Genomic DNA, 21,233 nt, shown 5'->3' on the forward strand with positions numbered 1-21,233 from the left:
TGCTCAGCGCTTGTTCTTGCCGGTACGGCGGCGGCGGACGATCATCGCGTCACTTGCCTTGCGGCGACGCGTGCGGCCCTCGGGCTTACCGTTCGGGTTCACCGGGTGGCGACCACCGGAGGTCTTACCCTCACCACCACCGTGCGGGTGGTCGACCGGGTTCATGACGACACCACGGACGGTGGGGCGCTTGCCGCGCCAGCGGTTACGACCCGCCTTGCCCCAGTTGATGTTCGCGTGCTCGGAGTTGCCCACCTCGCCGACGGTCGCGCGGTTGCGCACGTCGACGTTGCGGATCTCACCCGAGGGCAGCCGGAGCTGGGCGTAAGGCCCGTCCTTGGCCACCAGCTGCACCTTGGCGCCGGCGGAGCGCGCCATCTTCGCGCCGCCACCGGGGCGGAGCTCGATCGCGTGGACCACGGTGCCGACCGGGATGTTGCGCAGCGGCAGGTTGTTGCCCGGCTTGATGTCGGCGCGAGGGCCGTTCTCGACGGTGTCGCCCTGCTTCAGCTTGTCCGGCGCGATGATGTAGCGCTTCTCGCCGTCGGCGTAGTGCAGGAGCGCGATGCGCGCGGTGCGGTTGGGGTCGTACTCGATGTGCGCGACCTTGGCCGGCACGCCGTCCTTGTCGTTACGACGGAAGTCGATGACGCGGTAGGCGCGCTTGTGGCCACCACCCTTGTGACGGGTGGTGATCTTGCCCGACGAGTTGCGACCGCCCGAACCGCTCAGCGGACGCAGCAGCGACTTCTCCGGCGTGGACCGGGTGATCTCGGCGAAGTCCGAGACGCTCGAACCGCGACGACCCGGGGTCGTCGGCTTGTACTTGCGGATGCCCATTGTCAGCTCAGTCCTTTACGCGGTGGGTCCGCCGAAGATCTCGATCGCCTTGCTCTCAGGCGAAAGAGTCACGATGGCGCGCTTGGTGTCCTTGCGCTTGCCGAAGCCTGCGCGAGTCCGCTTCCGCTTGCCCTGACGGTTGGCCGTGTTGACGCTGACCACCTTGACACCGAACACCTTCTCGACCGCGATCTTGATCTGGGTCTTGTTGGCGTCCGGGCGGACGATGAACGTGTACTTGTGGTCCTCGAGCAGCCCGTAGGACTTCTCGGAGATGACCGGCGCGAGCAGGATGTCGCGGTGGTCCGGAATGGCGACCGAGCTCACTTCTCGTCACTCCCTTCCGAAACTTCGCCCGACCGAGCGGAGGCCTTGACGGCCTTGCCACTGGCGGGGCCTGCGACGAACGCGTCGTACGCGGCCTTGGTGAACACGACGTCGTCGTTGACCAGCACGTCGTAGGTGTTGAGCTGGTCCGCCCAGAGGATGTGGATCTCGGGGAGGTTCCGCAGGGAGACCCAGCTGAGCTCGTCGGCCCGGTGCAGCACCACGAGCACGCGCTTCGCCTGCGTCACGGCGGCGATCGCGGTCTTGGCGGCCTTGGTCGACGGCTTCTCGCCGGTGACCAGTTCGGTCACGACGTGCAGCTGGCCGGCGCGTGCCCGGTCGGAGAGGGCGCCACGCAAAGCGGCGGCCTTCATCTTCTTCGGGGTGCGCTGCGTGTAGTCACGCGGCGTGGGGCCGTGGACGACGCCACCGCCGGCGAACTGCGGCGCGCGGGTCGAACCCTGGCGGGCACGACCGGTGCCCTTCTGCCGGTACGGCTTCTTGCCGCCACCGGAGACCTCACCACGGGTCTTCGTGTCGTGCGTGCCCTGGCGCGCGGCGGCCAGCTGGCCGATCACGACCTGGTGCATCAGCGCGATGTTGGCCTGCACGTCGAAGATCTCCGCGGGGAGGTCGACCGTGCCGTCGGCTTTACCGGCCGGGGTCTTCAGCTCGACGCTTGTCATTCGGAGTTACCACCCTTCGCGGCGCTGCGCACGAACAGCAGGCCGCCCTTGGGACCGGGCACCGCGCCCTTGATCAGCAGCAGGCCGTCTTCGGCACGCACCGCGTGCACGGTCAGACCCTGCGTGGTGACCCGGTCGGAGCCCATCCGGCCCGCCATGCGCAGGCCCTTGAAGACGCGGCCGGGGGTGGCACAGCCACCGATGGAACCCGGCTTGCGGTGCACGGCCTGGGCACCGTGGCTCGCGCCCTGGCCCTTGAAGCCGTGGCGCTTCATGACACCGGCGTAGCCCTTGCCCTTGCTGGTACCCGTCACGTCGACCTCGACGCCGGCGGCGAACACCTCGGCGGTGATCTCCTGACCGACCTCGTAGGTGTCCGCGTCGGTGGTACGCAGCTCGGCGAGGAAGCGCCGCGGGGTCACGCCCGCCTTGTCGAAGTGGCCAGTGCGCGGCTTGTTCACCCGGCGCGGGTCGACCGCACCGAAAGCCAGCTGCACGGCCGCATAGCCGTCCTTGTCCTGGGTCCGAACCTGGGTGACCACGTTCGGACCGGCCTTCACGACGGTGACCGGGACAACCCGGTTCTGCTCGTCGAAGACCTGGGTCATGCCGAGCTTGGTGCCCAGGATGCCCTTCATCTGCCTGTCAGACATGAGTCTCTTACTCTCCGCCGCTCGCCAGCCGCTACTGGATGTTGACGTCGACGCTCGCCGGCAGGTCGATGCGCATGAGCGCGTCGACCGTCTTCGGCGTCGGGTCGAGGATGTCGATCAGACGCTTGTGCGTGCGCATCTCGAAGTGCTCGCGCGAGTCCTTGTACTTGTGCGGCGAGCGGATGACGCAGTAAACGTTCTTCTCGGTGGGCAGCGGCACCGGCCCGACAACACGGGCGCCGGTGCGCGTGACCGTCTCCACGATCTTGCGCGCCGAGGTGTCGATCGCCTCGTGGTCGTAGGCCTTGAGCCGGATGCGGATCTTCTGTCCCGCCATGGTGGCTGCTCGTTCCTTCGTCGTCTCGTGCCGCTTTGTCTCGTCAACCCGGGCCTGAGCCCCGGTTTCAGCAGTTCAACGGCCCTGTCCCCGGTCCACGCGGTCGGGCGTGTCGCGCCCGACGCACAGACGGATCCCGTGGGATCGTCCTGCCTGGTCTTCCTCAACGTGAGGAGGCCGCGAGCCCGCCGCGCCGCATCAACTGCAAGCACCGCCGACCACTTGGCCTTTGCCCGCTAGCCGCACCCCGAAGGAAGAGCTGGACGGACCGTGGCCACTCGTACAGGGGCGGCCGGAACCCCGTGAGTCAATCGAACAACTCGAGGATTCGGCCGCCCCGGGACGAGCAACCTGAATAGTGTCGCACACGTGAGTTGACGCCCTTGACCGGGGGGTGTAGTAGCCCGGTCAAGGGCGTCGACATCACTTGATGATCTTGGTGACCTGACCCGCACCCACGGTGCGGCCGCCCTCGCGAATCGCGAAGCGCAGGTTCACGTCCATGGCGACGGGCTGGATCAGCGCCACCGAGATGTCGGTGTTGTCGCCCGGCATGACCATCTCGGTGCCCTCGGGGAGGGTCACGACGCCGGTCACGTCGGTGGTGCGGAAGTAGAACTGCGGGCGGTAGTTGTTGAAGAACGGGGTGTGACGACCACCCTCGTCCTTCGACAGGATGTAGACCCGGCCCTCGAAGTCGGTGTGCGGGGTGGTGGTACCCGGCTTCACGACGACCTGGCCGCGCTCGACGTCCTCGCGCTTGATGCCGCGGACGAGGAGGCCGACGTTGTCGCCCGCCTGGCCCTGGTCCAGCAGCTTGCGGAACATCTCGACACCGGTGACAGTCGTCTTGGTCGACTTCTCCTTGATGCCGACGATCTCGACCTCTTCGTTCACGTTGACCACGCCACGCTCGACGCGGCCGGTCACGACAGTGCCGCGACCGGTGATCGTGAAGACGTCCTCGATCGGCATGAGGAACGGCTTGTCGAGCTCGCGCACCGGGTCCGGCACGTTGTCGTCGACAGCGGTCATGAGCTCGAGGACAGCCTCGGCCCACTTCTCGTCACCCTCGAGAGCCTTCAGGCCCGACACGCGCACGACCGGCGCGTCGTCGCCCGGGAACTCCTGCGAGGACAGCAGCTCGCGGACCTCCAGCTCGACGAGCTCGAGGATTTCCTCGTCGTCGACCATGTCGGCCTTGTTCAGCGCGACCACGATGTAGGGCACGCCGACCTGGCGGGCGAGCAGCACGTGCTCGCGGGTCTGCGGCATCGGGCCGTCGGTGGCGGCCACGACCAGGATCGCGCCGTCCATCTGGGCGGCACCGGTGATCATGTTCTTGATGTAGTCCGCGTGACCGGGGGCGTCGACGTGCGCGTAGTGACGCTTCTCGGTCTGGTACTCGACGTGCGAGATGTTGATCGTAATACCGCGCTGGCGCTCTTCGGGCGCGTTGTCGATCTGGTCGAACGCACGCGACTCGTTGAGCTCCGGGTACTTGTCGTGCAGAACCTTGGTGATCGCCGCGGTCAGCGTGGTCTTGCCGTGGTCGACGTGACCGATGGTCCCGATGTTGACGTGCGGCTTGCTCCGCTCGAACTTCGCCTTCGCCACTGGAATGTCCTCCTGGACTGATTTCGCTTTGTGCTCACCGGCCGGCGTGGCTGCCAACCGCTGATTGTTTCTCGTCTTTGCTGCGGACGTTCAGGAGTGTTCCTTATGCCCGCGAGCGCGGGGGAACTACTCCCCCGTCGCCTTCGCGATGATTTCCTTCGCGACGTTCGCGGGAACCTCGGCGTAGGAGTCGAACACCATGGAGTAGTTCGCGCGACCCTGGGTGCGAGACCGCAGGTCGCCCACGTAACCGAACATCTCCGACAGCGGTACCACTGCCTTGACGACACGGGTACCGGCGCGCTCCTCCATGGCCTGGATCTGGCCACGGCGGGAGTTGAGGTCACCGATCACGTCACCCATGTAGTCCTCGGGAGTCGTGACCTCGACGGCCATCATCGGCTCGAGGATGACCGGGCCGGCCTTCTTCGCGGCTTCCTTCATCGCCATGGAACCGGCGATCTTGAACGCCATCTCCGAAGAGTCGACCTCGTGGTACGCGCCGTCCAACAAGGTGAACTTCAACCCGACGAGCGGGTAGCCGGCCAGCACGCCGTACTGCATGGCGTCCTGCCCGCCCGCGTCGACCGACGGGATGTACTCCCGCGGCACGCGGCCGCCGGAGACCTTGTTGTCGAACTCGTAGAGTGCACCGTCGGTCGTCTCGAGCGGCTCCAGCTTCACGATGACCTTCGCGAACTGGCCGGAACCACCGGTCTGCTTCTTGTGCACGTAGTCGAGCTTGTCGACCGTCTTCTTGATCGTCTCGCGGTAGGCGACCTGCGGCTTACCGATGTTCGCCTCGACCTTGTAGTCGGACTTCATGCGGTTCACCAGCACCTCGAGGTGCAGCTCGCCCATGCCCGCGATGATCGTCTGGCCCGTGTCCTCGTCGAGCTGGACCTGGAAGGTGGGGTCTTCCTCGGCCAGCTTCTGGATCGCGAGCGACAGCTTCTCCTGGTCGGCCTTCGTCTTCGGCTCGATGGCCACGCGGATAACGGGATCCGGGAAGGTCATCGACTCGAGCACGACCGGGCTCTGCGGGTCGGCCAGCGTGTCACCGGTCGTGGTGTCCTTCAGGCCGATGACCGCGTAGATGTGGCCGGCCTGGGCCTCCTCGACCGGGTTCTCCTTGTTGGAGTGCATCTGGAAGAGCTTGCCGATGCGCTCCTTGCGCTCCTTGGTCGCGTTGACGACCTGGGTGCCCGCGGAGACCTTGCCCGAGTAGACCCGGATGTAGGTCAGCTTGCCGAAGAACGGGTGCGCGGCGATCTTGAAGGCGAGGGCCGCGAACGGCTCGTCGACCGACGGCTTGCGCAGGACCGGGGTCTCGCCGTCCGGCAGCGTGCCCTCGACGGCCGGCACGTCCAGCGGGGACGGCAGGTAGTCGATGACCGCGTCCAGCATCGGCTGCACGCCCTTGTTCTTGAAGGCGGAGCCGGTGAGCACCGGGTACGCCTCGCGCGCGACGGTGAGCTTGCGGATGCCGGCCTTGATCTCGGCTTCCGTGAGCTGCTCGCCCTCGAGGAACTTCTCCATCATGGCGTCGTCGGTCTCGGCGACGGCCTCGACGAGCTTCTCGCGGTACTCCGCGGCGCGGTCGGCCAGCTCGGCCGGGATCTCCTCGACCGAGTAGTCCTCGCCCTTGCTCACCTCGCCACGCCAGGTCAGCGCCTTCATGCGGACCAGGTCGACGACACCCTCGAAGTCGTTCTCGGCGCCGATCGGCAGCTGGATGACCAGCGGCCGGGCACCGAGGCGCTCCTCGATGGTGCGCACGGTGAAGTAGAAGTCGGCACCCAGCTTGTCCATCTTGTTGACGAAGCAGATGCGCGGAACTTCGTACTTGTCCGCCTGCCGCCAGACCTGCTCGGACTGCGGCTCGACACCTTCCTTGCCGTCGAAGACGGCCACGGCGCCGTCGAGCACGCGGAGCGAGCGCTCCACCTCGACGGTGAAGTCGACGTGCCCGGGGGTGTCGATGATGTTGATCTGGTGATCGGCCCAGAACGTGGTGGTGGCAGCCGAGGTGATGGTGATACCCCGCTTCTGCTCCTCCTCCATCCAGTCCATGGTGGCGGCGCCGTCGTGGACTTCACCGATCTTGTAGTTGATCCCGGTGTAGAACAGGATCCGCTCGGTGGTGGTGGTCTTACCGGCGTCGATGTGCGCCATGATCCCGATGTTGCGGACCTTGTTCAGGTCGGTCAGCACTTCACGTGCCACGAGAGTGTTCCCCTGTCTCGAACGTGGGGCCCGGCATGGCTTGGATCGGCAGCCGGGCGGTCATCACCAGCGGTAGTGCGCGAAGGCCTTGTTGGACTCGGCCATCTTGTGCGTGTCTTCACGGCGCTTGACGCTGGCGCCAAGACCGTTGCTCGCGTCGAGCAGCTCGTTCTGCAGCCGCTCGATCATGGTCTTCTCGCGGCGAGCCTGCGAGAAGGAGACCAGCCAACGCAGCGCCAGCGTGGTGGAGCGGTTGGGCTTGACTTCGATCGGCACCTGGTAGGTGGCGCCACCGACCCGGCGGCTCTTCACCTCGATGGTGGGCTTCACGTTGTCGAGCGCGCGCTTCAGCGTGACGACCGGGTCGGTGCCGGTCTTCTCGCGAGCGCCTTCCAGCGCGCCGTACACGATGCGCTCGGCCAGCGACCGCTTCCCGTCCTTCAGCACCTTGTTCACCAGCTGGGTGACCAGCGGGGAGGCGTAGACCGGGTCGGAGATCAGCGGCCGCTTCGGGGCCGGACCCTTGCGGGGCATTAGCTCTTCTCCTTCTTCGCGCCGTAGCGGCTGCGCGCCTGCTTGCGGTTCTTCACACCCTGGGTGTCGAGCGAACCGCGGATGATCTTGTAGCGAACGCCCGGCAGGTCCTTCACCCGACCACCGCGCACGAGCACCATCGAGTGCTCCTGCAGGTTGTGGCCCTCACCGGGGATGTACGCCGTGACCTCGATGCCGCTCGTCAGCTTCACACGCGCAACCTTGCGCAGCGCCGAGTTCGGCTTCTTCGGGGTCGTGGTGTACACGCGGGTGCACACGCCACGACGCTGCGGGCTCCCCTTGAGGGCCGCGGTCTTCTGCTTGGCAGCCTTGTCCTGGCGGCCCTTGCGGACCAGCTGCTGGATCGTGGGCAATGGACCAGCTTTCTGTCGCGTTCTTGCTGCTTCTTCGTGTCTTCACCGGCCCCCGCGGTCGGGCGTGTCGGCCCGCGTCACGGTCTCTCGACCGGTACTTTCCCGAAGGGGTTTTCCGTCGGAACCCCACGTGGACGAGGCCGGTGAACCGGGTGCGCGAGCACCCCGCTCATGCCGTACGGCACGCGGAGCGGCCCGACGCCTGCCGGGCACGGTCTCCAAAGATACCCGGCCACTTGACGACCGGTCCGGGCGGGGGGTCCGAACTGACGGTGACCGCCCATCGTAACCCCAGATGAGGGCTCTGCGGCCAGAGCCGCGCGGAGGACCCGTCATCCAGAACGTGACGGACGTCCCCCCTATTCCTCGGCTATTCCTCGTCCGGCTTCGCGTGGTCGGGCCGCCCCGGGTGGGGGTCGCGCGACAAATCGATCAGCGGGTGGACGCCGGCCCCCTCAGGCGCGGCGTGGCTCCCCTTGGTGTCCTTCTGCCCCTCTTCAGGCCGGTCGGCGGTGCCGTTGCCGTCCATCACGCACTCCTCAAGTCGGTTTCCCTGCGGCTCGCACGCTACCCATTTCCACGAACGGGTGACACACGGGGACCGAACGTCGCTTTCCGGAGGTGATCGACTTGCCGGTTAACCAGTGGACGAACAGGTCACGATGATTCGGTGACCGCGAACTGGACCATCACGCGAATCTCCGTCGACGACTTCGACGCGCGCGCGATCCTGCGCGAATACCTCACGGACGTCGCGAGCCGCTACTGGGGCCGCCCGGCCACCGACGCCGAGGTCGACCAGGCGCTGGCCGAGGCGCCCAGCGACGACCTCGTGGCCCCGACCGGCGCGTTCCTCGTCGCCCGCCTGCCGAACGGCACCGTGACCGGCTGTGCCGGCACCCGCGTGGTGCGGCCGGGGCTGAACGAACTCACGAAGGTGTACGTGCGCCCGGCCCACCGCGGCCGGGGCGGCGGCGCGCGCCTCGTCGCGGCGGCCGAGGAGGCGGCACGGGCGCTGGGCGCCGAGGTGCTGCGGCTCGACACCCGCAACGACCTCGTCGAGGCGCGGGCGCTGTACGCGCGGGTGGGCTACGTCGAGGTCGAGCCGTTCAACGACGACAAGTACGCGGAGCACTGGTTCTCGAAGTCGCTGGGGTGAAACGGTTCCGCTCCGTCCACACTGGATCTTGTTCATCCACAACGGACCACTACGGGCAGCCGGGCACAAGGACGACGCCGTCGTCCCTTTTGGGAAAACATTCACGACTCCGCAGCGCGAACGCGACAGAAGCGGCATAATCCGCACGTCCGCACACCCGTCGTGCACGTGAGGGGGCCGCCGTGTCGGCTGAGATGGATCGTCTCGTCGCCGAGTTCGAGAAGTTCCAGAGCAAGATCAAACAGGCCGAGGCGAGCTTCGCCAAAGTCGGCGACATGCAGGACGAGGTGACCGCCCTCGAGGCCACCGCCATGTCGCCCGACCGCGCCATCACGGTCGTCGCGGGCGCCGGCGGCTCGGTGAAGGACATCCGACTCACCGCCGACGCCCTCAAGCAACAGCCCCAGCAGCTGGCGTCGGCCATCCTGGCGACGTTGCACCGCGCCGTCGCCGACGCCACGCTGAAGCAGGCCGGCATCGTCGACGCGCACGTGGGCGCCGCCTTCGGCCTCGACGTGTCCGGCCAGGTCCTCGAAGCCCAGGCCGAAGCCATGGGAACCACGGCCGAAGATCTGAAGTCCAAAGCCGCGGAGGCGCAGCCGGCCCCGCGCCGGCTCACGGACGAAGACCTCGAACACGGCGACATCCTGCGCCGCGACGAGCCCCCGGCCGCGGCCCCGCCGCCTCCCCCGGCTCGCCCCGCCGAAGACGGCGTCCGGCGCCTGTGGGACCACGAGGAGGACCGGTGAGCCACGACGTAGACCCCCAGATCCTGAAGACCTACGCCTCCGGCACGTTGCCGCACTACAAGGACGAGGCGACGAAGTTCGGCAATCTCGTCAGCCAGGCCGACGTCACGGACAAGTCGTGGGGCCTGATCGGGCTGGCGGTGAAGCAGACGTACACGAGCAAGCTCGAGGACCTCCGCCAGATGCTCGAACTGATGAAAACCGGCGTCGACACGCTGGGCGGGAAAGTGAACCAGGCCGCGGAGATCTACGACGGCCACGAGAAGGACACCGTCGTGACCTTCGGCAAGTTCAAGGCGAACATCGACGGACCGCTCTGAGCAGGGGGAGACCGAAATGGCCGACAGCATCACCGACGGCGTCAAGCTGGAGCACGAGGACGAGGGTTTCCTCCACGACGCCAACGAAGCCGCCAAGAAGGCGCCGATCATCGGCAAGGGGGTCGAGGGCGTCGAACGAGGCATCAAGGGCTTCAGCGAAGCCGACGACGCCGGCGAGTTCGCGGCGGCCACCGGACAGATGCTCCAGGACGGCGCGGGCTTCGTCGCCGGCGCCGCGGTGGACGTGGCGAGCTTCGCGCTCGACCCCGTCGGCTGGCTGGTCAGCAACGGCCTGAACATGCTCCTGGAGCTGATCTCGCCGCTGCAGGACGCGCTGCACTTCGTGACGGGCGACGGCCCGGCGCTCAAGGAGGCGGCCGGCAACTTCAGCGAGATCGGTGTCGGTTTCGTCAAGCTCGGCGACGACTTCGCCAAGAAGGGCAAGGAAGAGCTGCGGACCTGGCAGGGCGACGGCGGCAACGCGGCCCGCAGTTCGCTGGACCAGTTCTCCGAGGGCATCAAGGGCATCGGCTCGACCACGGGCGGGGTCGGCGAGACGCTCCAGATGTGGTCGATGGTCATGACCGTCATCGAAGAGGTCGTGAAGGCGATCATCAGCGAGCTGGTCAGCTGGCTGATCTACATCTGGCTGCCGGCGCTGGCCGCCTCGATCGTGAGCCTCGGCTCGTCGGTCGCCGCCGCGATGACCGCCTCGATCGCCAAAACGGCCAGTGCGTTCACCAGGATCACCTCGAAACTGGGGAAGCTGGGCGAGCTGCTCCAGAAGTTCATGACCTTTCTCTCGAAGTGGACCGACGACCTGATCAAGCAGGGCCGCAAGCTCACCCCGTCGGGCGCCCCCGGCATGACGCCCGGCATGGAGAAGGCCGCCACCGGCGCGATCGCCTCGGCGACGAACTCCCGCGGCATGGCAACGGTCGAGGCGCTGAAGGACTCGCTCAAGGCCGGTGGCGAAGAGGCCCTCAAGGGGGTGACCGGCGTAAAGCTCGGCGATCTCGACAAGGGCTCGGCCTACAGCGGCAAGGCCGGCTTCGACTTCGTCAACAAGGCGGTCGACAACACCCGCGACATCCTGAAGTCCCGCGGCGGGAGCGACGCGGCCGGCTACCACTCCGAAGAGGACACCCGCGAGAACCTGGACATGGACCAGTAGATGGACCTGTTCGAACCGTGGTTCGTCGTCGGCGGTTTCGTGCTGGGTTTCGTGCTGCTGTGGCTCGCCGGCCGGCTTGAACGGCGCAGCGGCGTGGCCGCGACCGTGCTGTACGCCCTGTGCGGCGTGACGTTCTCCGCAACGGCGCTGTACTGGCTTTCCGCGGGCACCGGCAGCTTCGTGCCCCAGCTGGTCTGGATCGCGTTCCCGGTCGCGTTCGCCGCCCTGGTGGTGTGGCGAGGCTGGCGGCAGCGCACGTGGATCGCCCGGATCGCGGGCTCGACCAGGAAGCAGACGTTCGGCGTGCTCCCCCACCGCGGCCGCGGAGTGGCGCTCGACCACCCGGACCCCGGTCCCGTGCGCACGACGGTCGAGTTCGACCAGCAGGGCCACCGGGTCCTGGGTAGCGAGTACTCGAGCGACCCGGTCGACCCGAACGAGCGGGGCGCCGCGATCGCCAAGGTGGCCGAGCAGATCGACTCGATCAACTCATCGGTGCAGCTGCGGATCCCGAAGGTGCCGGCGCTGGTGATCTCGCCGCGGACCGGGGCGTTCGAGCCGGAGCACTTCACTCCTCTGGAAGACGCCCGGATCACCCGGAACTCGTTCGGCTGGCTGAAGCCCGACCTCGGGCTGGACAGCTTCGAGGTCGACGCCGAGTTCGACCGCCGGTTCACCGTGACGACCTCGGACCCCGAGTTCGCCGCGGCCGCCCTGACCGACGACGTGCGCGCTTTCATGCTGAACGACCTGTGGTTCCGCGTGCATTCGGTGGCCTTCCACGGCGACGCGATGTGGACCACCGAGTCGGGCGCACTCACCGAGGACCGCATGTTCGGCAACTCCCGCCGGCTCGCGATGCTGGCCGCGGTCGTGCCCGCGCCGGTGTGGGAGGTGTGGGCCGGGGACAAGGCGTTCGCCGCGATCGCCGCCGGGTCCGACACGAGTTACAACTCCTGGAACGGCGGTCGCGGCGGGTTCCTGCGGACGCCGGTCAACCGCTTCCGCGAGGCGGCGGACCGGCAGCCGGTCACCTCGGTTTCTCTGACCACGCGCACGGTCATCGCGCTGGCCCTGGTGCTGCTCGGGCTGCTGCCCGTCCTGACCTCCCTGGCCGCGCTGGTCGACGTGTCGCCCCAGACCCAGCTGACTGTTCTCGAAGCGCATAAGGGCTACGCCGGCACCTGCTCCTCCAGGAGTGCCGGCTGCACCGGCAGCAACGACTGGGTCCGCGGCCGGTACGTGCTCGACGGCACGACCCACGACGTGTCGACCCAATGGATCGACCCGCTGCCCGCCAAGGGCGATGTGCTCGACGTGGAGATCGGCCCGATCTGGTGGCACCCGGTCCTGGAAAGCAGCCGCGCGGCGATCTACGTGTTCCTCGTCGCCCTGCTGCCGCTTCTCGCGGGCGCATTGCTCGCGAAGGCCACCTACCGACCGAGGCCGCCCAGACGCGTCAGGAAGCTGCGCAAGGCCCAGGAAGCGGCCGTCTCGTAGCGACCGCGCCGCTACAACCGCGTGCCGCAGTCGCCGCAGAAGACGGCGCCGGCGGTGGAGGGCTTGCCGCATTCGGTGCAGTGGACGGTGGGGGCCAGGGACGAGCCGCAGGAGGCGCAGAACTTGCCGCCCTCGGCCTTCACGCCGCAGCTGGGGCAGGTGAGGTGGGCGCGGGTGTCCAGGTCGAGGTCGCGGGTCCAGTCGCGGTCGCGGGCGCGGTCCCAGATCTGGTCGCGCTGCGCGGAGGCCTGGGCGCGCGAGATCTCCTCCGCGACGCTCGGCGAGCACCGCAGGCACTGCCCGATCTCGGTGTTCCAGCACTGCTCGGCGCACATCCAGTCGGTGCAACCCCGGCGCTGACGGAAGCTCGGCGAGATCTCCTTGACCGCGGCCGCTAGCGCGCGGTCCTTCGCCGAGGAGTTCGTGGCGCGGTCGTAACGCCATTGGTCGGCCGAGTAGCTCAGGTCCTGCAGCTTGCCGCCGAAGAACGAGCCCACCGCACGCAGGACTCCGCGGCCCGTTTCGGCCGCGTCGCGCTGGAAGGCCGACCGGTAGCCGTTCCCGCAGCGTTCACAGCGGAACTCGAACTGGTAGCCCTGAGTGTTGGAGATATCCGAGAAGTTGTCCGTGAACGGCACGACGTCAGCCACGGCCGCCACGGTAGGTCGCCGCCACCGGCGCGGGGACCGTAGAAGTGCCGACAACAACAGGACTACCGAGCGCATCCATCTCAGCTGAAACCAGGCCACGAAGAAGGCCCCCGCCCGGAAACCCGGGAACGGGGGCCTTCTCAGCTACTGGCTACGAGCCGGTCAGCGGAAGTCGCGGCCGAAGTCGTAGTCGTCCAGCGGAACAGCGGCACCGGTGCCCGAACCGAACACGTCCGGGGTGTAGTAGCCGTCGTCGTAGGACGGGATCGCGTAAGCCGCGACCCGGGCCTCCTCGGTCGGCTGGACCTGGATGTTCCGGTACTTGTTGATGCCAGTACCGGCCGGGATCAGCTTACCGATGATCACGTTCTCCTTGAGGCCCACGAGCCGGTCCGAACGGCCGTTGATGGCCGCGTCGGTCAGGACACGCGTGGTCTCCTGGAACGAGGCCGCCGACAGCCACGAGTCCGTGGTCAGCGAGGCCTTCGTGATGCCCATCAGCACCGGACGACCCGAAGCCGGCTCGCCGCCTTCGGAGACCGTCGACCGGTTGCGCGCCTCGAACTTGGTCCGCTCGGGCAGCTCGCCCGGCAGGAAGTCCGTGCCACCCGAGTCGATGACCGTCACGCGGCGCAGCATCTGCCGCACGATGACCTCGATGTGCTTGTCGTGGATCGACACACCCTGCGCGCGGTACACCTTCTGGACCTCGTCGGTGAGGTGCATCTGCGCCTCACGCGGGCCCATCACGCGGAGCACCTCGTGCGGGTCGGGCGTGCCCTCGAGCAGCTGCTGCCCGACGTTGACGTGGTCACCGTCGCCCAGCGGGCCGTTCGGGGTGTTGGCGAGCCGCTGCCGCTTGGACAGCTTGTCGAAGACGATCTCCTCCGACCCGTCGTCCGGGATCAGGGTGATCTTCCAGAACCGCTCGCTCTCCTCGATCCGCACGCGGCCGTCGACGTCCGCGATCGGCGCCTTGCCCTTCGGGACACGGGCCTCGAAGAGCTCGGTCACACGGGGCAGACCGGTCGTGATGTCGTCACCGGCGACACCACCCTGGTGGAACGTACGCATCGTCAGCTGCGTACCCGGCTCACCGATCGACTGGGCGGCGACGATGCCGACGGCCTCGCCGACGTCGACGAGCTGACCCGTCGCCATCGAACGGCCGTAGCAGGTCGCACACACACCGACCGCCGACTCACAGGTGAGGACCGAGCGGACCTTGACCTTCGAGATGCCGCTGGAGAGCAGCTTCTCGATGGCCGGGTCGCCCACGTCGTCGCCCGCGTTGAGCACGACGTTGCCCTTGGCATCCACCGCGTCCGTCGCGAGGTTCCGCGCGTACACACTGGTCTCCACGTGCTGGTCGCGCAGGACCTTGCCGTCGCCGACGTCCTCGCCGACGACCATCATGATGCCGCGCGTGGTGCCGCAGTCGACCTCGCGAACGATGACGTCCTGCGAGACGTCCACCAGACGACGGGTCAGGTAACCCGAGTCGGCGGTACGGAGAGCCGTGTCCGCCAGACCCTTCCGGGCACCGTGCGTCGCGATGAAGTACTCCGCCACCGACAGGCCTTCACGGAAGTTGGCCTTGATCGGACGCGGGATGTACTCACCCTTCGGGTTCGACACGAGGCCACGCATGCCGGCCAGCGACCGGACCTGCGTCATGTTGCCCGCCGCGCCCGACTTCACGATCATGGCGATCGGGTTGTCGTCCGGCAGCGCCGTCTCCATGATCTTGTGGACCTCTTCGGTGGCCTGCGTCCACACCTTGACGAGCTCGTTGTTGCGCTCGGTGTGGGACAGCTGACCACGCTGGTACCGCTTCTCGACCTGGTCGGCCTTGCCCTCGTACTCATCGAGAATGGCCTTCTTGCCTTCGGGCACGAGCACGTCGGAGATGGCCACCGTGACGCCCGAGCGGGTCGCCCAGTAGAAGCCGGCGTCCTTGAGCTTGTCCAGCGTCTGCGCCACCTGCGTCATCGAGTACCGCTCGGCGAGGTCGTTCACGATCGCGGCCTGACGCTTCTTCGGCATCGGCTCGTTCACGAACGGGTAGTCCGCCGGCAGCAGGTCGTTGAACAGCACGCGACCCAGCGTCGTCTCGGCCAGCCACATCTTGCCCGGCTCCCAGCCCGCCTCGGCGAGCCGCGCTTCGTCGGCCTTGGCCGGCTGGCGGTCCGTGACGCGGATCTTGATGGGAGCGTGCAGGCTCAGCGCCTTGCGGTCGTAGGCCATGATCGCCTCGGCCGGCGACGAGTACGCGTTGCCCGCGCCCTCGGCCTTCTCGTTGAGGCGAGTGAGGTGGAACAGGCCCGTGACCATGTCCAGACGCGGCATGGCGAGCGGGCGGCCCGACGCCGGCGACAGGATGTTGTTCGCCGACAGCATCAGGATCCGGGCCTCGGCCTGCGCCTCGGCCGACAGCGGCAGGTGCACCGCCATCTGGTCACCGTCGAAGTCCGCGTTGAACGCCTCGCAGACCAGCGGGTGCAGCTGGATGGCCTTGCCTTCCACCAGCTGCGGCTCGAAGGCCTGGATGCCGAGGCGGTGCAGGGTCGGCGCGCGGTTCAGCATCACCGGGTGACCGGTGATGACCTCTTCGAGCACGTCCCACACCTGCGGGCGCGAACGCTCCACCATCCGCTTGGCGGACTTGATGTTCTGAGCGTGGTTCAGGTCGACCAGCCGCTTCATGACGAACGGCTTGAACAGCTCGAGCGCCATGTCCTTCGGCAGACCGCACTGGTGCAGCTTCAGCTGCGGGCCGACGATGATGACCGAACGGCCCGAGTAGTCCACGCGCTTGCCGAGCAGGTTCTGGCGGAACCGGCCCTGCTTGCCCTTGAGCAGGTCGGACAGCGACTTCAGCGGCCGGTTGCCCGGGCCGGTGACGGGACGACCGCGGCGGCCGTTGTCGAACAGCGCGTCGACGGCCTCCTGCAGCATCCGCTTCTCGTTGTTCACGATGATCTCGGGCGCGCCGAGGTCGATCAGTCGCTTGAGGCGGTTGTTGCGGTTGATCACGCGGCGGTACAGGTCGTTCAGGTCCGACGTCGCGAACCGGCCACCGTCGAGCTGCACCATCGGGCGCAGGTCCGGCGGGATGACCGGCACGGCGTCGAGCACCATGCCGCGCGGGTCGTTGCCGGTCGCCTGGAAGGCGGCCACGACCTTGAGGCGCTTGAGCGCGCGCAGCTTCTTCTGGCCCTTGCCGTTGCGGATGGTGTCGCGCAGGTTGTCGGCCTCGGCCGCGACGTCGAACTCGGCGGCCAGCTTCTGGATGGCCTCCGCGCCCATGCCGCCGGTGAAGTACTCGCCGTAGCGGTCGACCAGCTCGCGGTAGAGCAGCTCGTCGGCGATCAGCTGACGCGCGTCGAGCTTCGTGAAGGTGGTCCAGACCTCCTCGAGGCGGTCGAGCTCGCGGCCGGCGCGGTCGCGCAGCTGACGCATCTCGCGCTCGCCGCCTTCCTTGACCTTGCGGCGCACGTCGGACTTGGCGCCCTCCGCCTCCAGCTCGGCCAGGTCGGCTTCCAGCTTCTGCGCGCGAGCCTCGATGTCCGCGTCACGCTTCGTCTCGAGGTTCTTGCGCTCGACGCCGATCTCGTTCTCGAGGGTCGGCAGGTCGTTGTGGCGCAGCTCCGCGTTCACGCCCGTGATGACGTAGGCCGCGAAGTAGATGATCTTCTCGAGGTCCTTCGGCGCCAGGTCCAGCAGGTAGCCCAGGCGGGAGGGAACACCCTTGAAGTACCAGATGTGGGTGACGGGCGCGGCCAGCTCGATGTGGCCCATCCGCTCACGGCGCACCTTGGCGCGAGTCACCTCGACGCCGCAGCGCTCACAGATGATGCCCTTGAAGCGGACGCGCTTGTACTTGCCGCAGTAGCACTCCCAGTCCCGGGTCGGACCGAAGATCTTCTCGCAGAAGAGACCGTCCTTCTCAGGCTTGAGAGTCCGGTAGTTGATGGTCTCCGGCTTCTTGACCTCGCCGTACGACCACTGACGGATGTCATCTGCGGTGGCAAGACCGATGCGGAGCTCATCGAAGAAATTGACGTCCAGCACGTCTTTGCATCCCCTTGGGGTTGTATCGACTAGAGGAATTGGCGGGCGAGCCGGGACCCACGGGAGGCAGGTCCCGGCTCAGCACGCGATCAGTGCACGACGTCGTCCACCGAGGGCGACTCGTTGCGGGACAGGTTGATGCCGAGGTTGGCCGCGGCGCGCTCGAGGTCCTCGTCGTCGGAGTCGCGCATCTCGATGGCCGCACCGTCGCTGGAAAGCACCTCGACGTTCAGGCACAGCGACTGGAGCTCCTTCAGGAGCACCTTGAACGACTCCGGGATACCCGGCTCGGGGATGTTCTCCCCCTTGACGATGGCCTCGTACACCTTCACGCGGCCGACCACGTCGTCCGACTTGATCGTGAGCAGCTCCTGCAGCGTGTAGGCAGCGCCGTACGCCTGCATCGCCCAGCACTCCATCTCACCGAAGCGCTGGCCACCGAACTGCGCCTTACCACCCAGCGGCTGCTGCGTGATCATCGAGTACGGACCGGTGGAGCGGGCGTGGATCTTGTCGTCGACCAGGTGGTGCAGCTTCAGGATGTACATGTAGCCGACGGACACCGGGTACGGGTACGGCTCGCCGGAGCGGCCGTCGAACAGCGTGGCCTTGCCGTTCTCCTTGACCATGCGCTCGCCGTCGCGGTTCGGCTTGGTCGAGCCCAGCAGCCCGGTGAGCTCCTCTTCCTTCGCGCCGTCGAACACCGGGGTGGCGGTGTTCGTGTTCGGCGCGACGTCGTAGAGCTCCTCGGACAGGTTGGCCGCCCAGCTCGGGTTGCCCTCGATCGTCCAGCCCTGCGAAGCCAGCCAGCCCAGGTGCAGCTCGAGGATCTGGCCGATGTTCATCCGTCGCGGAACACCGTGGGTGTTCAGGATGATGTCGACCGGCGTGCCGTCCTCCATGAAGGGCATGTCCTCGGCGGGCAGGATCTTGCCGATGACGCCCTTGTTGCCGTGGCGGCCGGCGAGCTTGTCGCCCGGCTGGATCTTGCGCTTCTGGGCCACGTAGACGCGGACCAGCTCGTTGACGCCCGGGGGCAGCTCGTCGTCGTCCTCGCGCGAGAACACGCGGATGCCGATGACCTTGCCGGTCTCGCCGTGCGGCACCTTCAGCGAGGTGTCGCGGACTTCGCGGGCCTTCTCACCGAAGATCGCGCGCAGCAGGCGCTCTTCCGGCGTCAGCTCCGTCTCGCCCTTCGGCGTGACCTTGCCGACCAGGATGTCGCCGTCGCGGACCTCGGCACCGATGCGGATGATGCCGCGCTCGTCGAGGTCGGCGAGCACCTCCTCGGAGACGTTCGGGATGTCCCGGGTGATCTCCTCGGCGCCCAGCTTGGTGTCGCGGGCGTCGATCTCGTGCTCCTCGATGTGGATCGACGTGAGCACGTCGTCCTGCACCAGGCGCTCGGAGAGGATGATCGCGTCCTCGTAGTTGTGGCCCTCCCACGGCATGACCGCCACGAGCAGGTTCTTGCCCAGCGCCATCTCACCGTTCTCGGTGGACGGGCCGTCGGCGATGACCTGGCCCTTTTCGACGCGGTCACCCTCGTCGACGATCGGGCGGTGGTTGAAGCACGTGCCGTGGTTGGAGCGGCGGAACTTGTACAGTCCGTAGCTCTTCCGCGTGCCGTCGTCGTGCATGATCGTGATGATGTCCGCGGACAGCTCCTCGACCACGCCGGCCTGCTCGGCCACTAGGACGTCACCGGCGTCGACCGCGGCGCGCAGCTCCACACCCGTGCCCACGTACGGGGCCTGGTTGCGCAGCAGCGGCACGGCCTGGCGCTGCATGTTCGCGCCCATCAGCGCGCGGTTGGCGTCGTCGTGCTCCAGGAACGGGATCATCGCGGTGGCGACGGAGACCATCTGCCGCGGCGACACGTCCATGTAGTCGATCTCGAGCGGGTCGATCAGCTCGACCTCGCCGCCCTTGCGGCGACCCAGGACCTTGTTCTCGACGAAGTGGCTGTCTTCGGTCAGCGGCGCGTTGGCCTGCGCCTTGACGAAGCGGTCTTCCTCGTCGGCCGTGAGGTAGTCGACCTGGTCGGTGACCTGGCCCTCGACGACCTTGCGGTACGGGGTCTCGATGAAACCGAACGGGTTGACCCGCGCGTACGAGCAGAGCGAACCGATCAGGCCGATGTTCGGGCCTTCCGGCGTCTCGATCGGGCACATGCGGCCGTAGTGCGACGGGTGGACGTCGCGGACCTCCATGCCGGCGCGCTCACGGGACAGACCACCGGGGCCCAGCGCCGAGAGGCGGCGCTTGTGGGTCAGGCCCGACAGCGGGTTGTTCTGGTCCATGAACTGCGACAGCTGCGAGGTGCCGAAGAACTCCTTGATCGCCGCGCCGATGGGGCGGATGTTGATCAGGGTCTGCGGCGTGATCGCCTCGACGTCCTGCGTGGTCATGCGCTCGCGCACGACGCGCTCGGTGCGGGAGAGGCCGACCCGGATCTGGTTCTGGATCAGCTCACCCACCGTGCGCAGGCGGCGGTTGCCGAAGTGGTCGATGTCGTCGGTCTCGACCGGCACCTCGACGTTCGACACGCTGGTCATCTTGTCCTCGCCGGCGTGGAGCCGGACCAGGTACTCGATGGCCGAGACGATGTCCTCTTCGGTCAGCGTGCCCGTGTCGTACGGGGTGTCGAGACCGAGCTTCTTGTTGACCTTGTAACGACCGACCTTGGCCAGGTCGTAGCGCTTCGGCTTGAAGAACAGGTTCTCCAGCAGCGTCTGCGCGCTCTCCTTCGTGGGCGGCTCGCCCGGACGGAGCTTGCGGTAGATGTCGAGCAGCGCCTCGTCGGTGCCGGCGGTGTGGTCCTTCTCGAGGGTCGCCAGCAGCGTCTCCGAGAAGGAGAAGCGCTCGCGGATCGCCTCGGTGGTCCAGCCCAGCGCCTTCAGCAGCACGGTGACCGGCTGGCGGCGCTTGCGGTCGATGCGCACGCCGACGGTGTCGCGCTTGTCGACGTCGAACTCGAGCCACGCGCCGCGGCTCGGGATCACCCGAACGCTGAAGACGTCCTTGTCGGTCGTCTTGTCGACACTGCTGTCGAAGTACACGCCCGGAGAACGCACGAGCTGGGACACGACGACCCGCTCGGTGCCGTTGATGATGAAGGTGCCCTTGTCCGTCATCACCGGGAAGTCGCCGAGGAAGACCGTCTGGCTCTTGATCTCACCGGTGTTGTTGTTGACGAACTCCGCCGTGACGAACAGCGGGGCCGCGTAGGTCATGTCCTTGTCCTTGCACTCCTCGATCGAGGCCTTGACCTCGTCGAAGCGCGGAGCGGAGAAGGACAGCGACATGGAACCGGAGAAGTCCTCGATCGGGGAGATCTCGTTGAGGACCTCCTCCAGGCCGCCGACCGGGTTCTCGTCACCTTCGTTGACGCGGCGCTCGAACCACGCCTCGTCGCCGGTGAACCACTGGAACGACTGGAGCTGCACGTCCAGCAGGTTGGGGGTGTTGAGGGGCTCGCGAATCTTTGCGAAAGAGACCCGCTTGGGCGCGCCGGGGATACCCGTGGACTCCGAGCGGGATACAGCCGAGGTGGTCGCAGCAGTGGCCTGGTTCGCGGGAGAGACTGCCAAGATGCGTCCTTCCGGGGACAATGAGCGGTGAGCAGCCGCAATGGCAACAGGTGCCGTCGCGGACTGTCAGGGGTGCCGTGTGCCCACTATCCTAACTACCGGCTCCGGGCAGCCTGAAAGAGGGCAGCGCAAAGAGGCAGTCTAGCCCGAACGACGCGGTCTGTCCAGGGGGCGCTCCCGATGGGGCCCAGCCTGCCTCGCGGCGTTGTAGCAATGCCTCCGGCCTGCCCGGGTTCTGCGTCCCTCCCGCAAGGTTCGCGCTCCCGGCCGTGACCGTTGGCAGTAAGCCTGAACCCACGACGCCTTCGAGTCAAGATGCCACTCGGGGGTCCGACCGCTTGGCGCAGCGTCGACCGGGGCATGCGGAGGGTGACAAGCGGGATGATCATCCCGGTTACCCGCCGGTACCTGCGGAATCGT

Annotated in this window: 18 protein-coding genes; 5 read left to right on the forward strand and 13 right to left on the reverse strand. The window is 67.4% G+C overall.

Features of this window, described 5'->3' with window-relative positions; all coding sequences use genetic code 11:
- Positions 1-3 precede the first annotated feature (3 nt).
- The 10 genes from rplB to AB0M56_RS33195 form a co-directional block, all read right to left on the reverse strand.
- Positions 4-840: a 50S ribosomal protein L2 gene (rplB, locus tag AB0M56_RS33150; protein WP_354878480.1), complete on the reverse strand. Its 837-nt coding sequence runs from the start codon at positions 838-840 to the stop codon at positions 4-6.
- 15 nt (positions 841-855) lie between these two features.
- The gene (gene rplW, locus AB0M56_RS33155; protein ID WP_220246080.1) at positions 856-1,167 is read right to left on the reverse strand and encodes a 50S ribosomal protein L23; all 312 of its coding nucleotides are present in this window, start codon (positions 1,165-1,167) and stop codon (positions 856-858) included.
- On the reverse strand, positions 1,164-1,853 hold the full coding sequence (gene rplD, locus AB0M56_RS33160) for a 50S ribosomal protein L4 (protein WP_220246079.1): 690 nt from the start codon (positions 1,851-1,853) through the stop codon (positions 1,164-1,166). The genes rplW and rplD overlap by 4 nt, the downstream gene beginning before the upstream one ends.
- A complete protein-coding gene (gene rplC / locus AB0M56_RS33165; protein ID WP_220246078.1) occupies positions 1,850-2,506 on the reverse strand; it encodes a 50S ribosomal protein L3 in 657 nt (218 codons plus the stop codon). The genes rplD and rplC overlap by 4 nt, the downstream gene beginning before the upstream one ends.
- Before the next feature lie 31 nt (positions 2,507-2,537).
- Positions 2,538-2,843, reverse strand: a complete 306-nt coding sequence (gene rpsJ / locus AB0M56_RS33170) for a 30S ribosomal protein S10 (protein WP_003102098.1) — start codon at positions 2,841-2,843, stop codon at positions 2,538-2,540.
- 423 nt (positions 2,844-3,266) lie between these two features.
- On the reverse strand, positions 3,267-4,460 hold the full coding sequence (gene tuf / locus AB0M56_RS33175) for an elongation factor Tu (protein WP_086675505.1): 1,194 nt from the start codon (positions 4,458-4,460) through the stop codon (positions 3,267-3,269).
- Between the two features lie 126 nt (positions 4,461-4,586).
- On the reverse strand, positions 4,587-6,686 hold the full coding sequence (fusA, locus tag AB0M56_RS33180) for an elongation factor G (protein ID WP_364183403.1): 2,100 nt from the start codon (positions 6,684-6,686) through the stop codon (positions 4,587-4,589).
- Between the two features lie 63 nt (positions 6,687-6,749).
- Positions 6,750-7,220, reverse strand: coding sequence for a 30S ribosomal protein S7 (rpsG, locus tag AB0M56_RS33185; RefSeq protein ID WP_220246075.1), 471 nt, complete (start codon positions 7,218-7,220; stop codon positions 6,750-6,752).
- The gene (gene rpsL, locus AB0M56_RS33190; RefSeq protein WP_003102113.1) at positions 7,220-7,594 is read right to left on the reverse strand and encodes a 30S ribosomal protein S12; all 375 of its coding nucleotides are present in this window, start codon (positions 7,592-7,594) and stop codon (positions 7,220-7,222) included. The genes rpsG and rpsL overlap by 1 nt, the downstream gene beginning before the upstream one ends.
- A gap of 370 nt (positions 7,595-7,964) precedes the next feature.
- A complete protein-coding gene (locus AB0M56_RS33195; RefSeq protein WP_220246074.1) occupies positions 7,965-8,123 on the reverse strand; it encodes a hypothetical protein in 159 nt (52 codons plus the stop codon).
- A gap of 141 nt (positions 8,124-8,264) precedes the next feature.
- Between AB0M56_RS33195 and AB0M56_RS33200 the strand changes: the two genes are divergently transcribed.
- From AB0M56_RS33200 to AB0M56_RS33220, 5 genes are all read left to right on the forward strand, one after another.
- Complete coding sequence (locus tag AB0M56_RS33200; RefSeq protein ID WP_364183407.1) at positions 8,265-8,753, forward strand: GNAT family N-acetyltransferase; 489 nt, start codon at positions 8,265-8,267, stop codon at positions 8,751-8,753.
- Positions 8,754-8,935: 182 nt separating this feature from the next.
- Positions 8,936-9,502, forward strand: coding sequence for a YbaB/EbfC family nucleoid-associated protein (locus AB0M56_RS33205; RefSeq protein ID WP_364183410.1), 567 nt, complete (start codon positions 8,936-8,938; stop codon positions 9,500-9,502).
- Positions 9,499-9,822, forward strand: coding sequence for a hypothetical protein (locus AB0M56_RS33210; protein WP_364183412.1), 324 nt, complete (start codon positions 9,499-9,501; stop codon positions 9,820-9,822). The genes AB0M56_RS33205 and AB0M56_RS33210 overlap by 4 nt, the downstream gene beginning before the upstream one ends.
- Before the next feature lie 16 nt (positions 9,823-9,838).
- Positions 9,839-10,996, forward strand: coding sequence for a hypothetical protein (locus AB0M56_RS33215; RefSeq protein ID WP_364183415.1), 1,158 nt, complete (start codon positions 9,839-9,841; stop codon positions 10,994-10,996).
- A complete protein-coding gene (locus AB0M56_RS33220; protein ID WP_364183418.1) occupies positions 10,997-12,496 on the forward strand; it encodes a hypothetical protein in 1,500 nt (499 codons plus the stop codon).
- An 11-nt stretch (positions 12,497-12,507) separates the two neighbouring features.
- Here AB0M56_RS33220 and AB0M56_RS33225 read toward each other — a convergent pair whose 3' ends face one another.
- From AB0M56_RS33225 to AB0M56_RS33235, 3 genes are all read right to left on the reverse strand, one after another.
- Positions 12,508-13,146, reverse strand: a complete 639-nt coding sequence (locus AB0M56_RS33225) for a zinc ribbon domain-containing protein (protein ID WP_364183421.1) — start codon at positions 13,144-13,146, stop codon at positions 12,508-12,510.
- Positions 13,147-13,308: 162 nt separating this feature from the next.
- Positions 13,309-17,220 carry a DNA-directed RNA polymerase subunit beta' gene (locus AB0M56_RS33230; RefSeq protein ID WP_364183423.1) on the reverse strand — a complete coding sequence of 1,304 codons (3,912 nt, stop codon included), beginning with the start codon at positions 17,218-17,220 and terminating at the stop codon, positions 13,309-13,311.
- Positions 17,221-17,309: 89 nt separating this feature from the next.
- On the reverse strand, positions 17,310-20,813 hold the full coding sequence (locus tag AB0M56_RS33235; RefSeq protein WP_364183426.1) for a DNA-directed RNA polymerase subunit beta: 3,504 nt from the start codon (positions 20,811-20,813) through the stop codon (positions 17,310-17,312).
- Positions 20,814-21,233: the final 420 nt, after the last annotated feature.

This window comes from Amycolatopsis sp. NPDC051372 (assembly GCF_040682095.1).
GTDB lineage: Bacteria > Actinomycetota > Actinomycetes > Mycobacteriales > Pseudonocardiaceae > Amycolatopsis.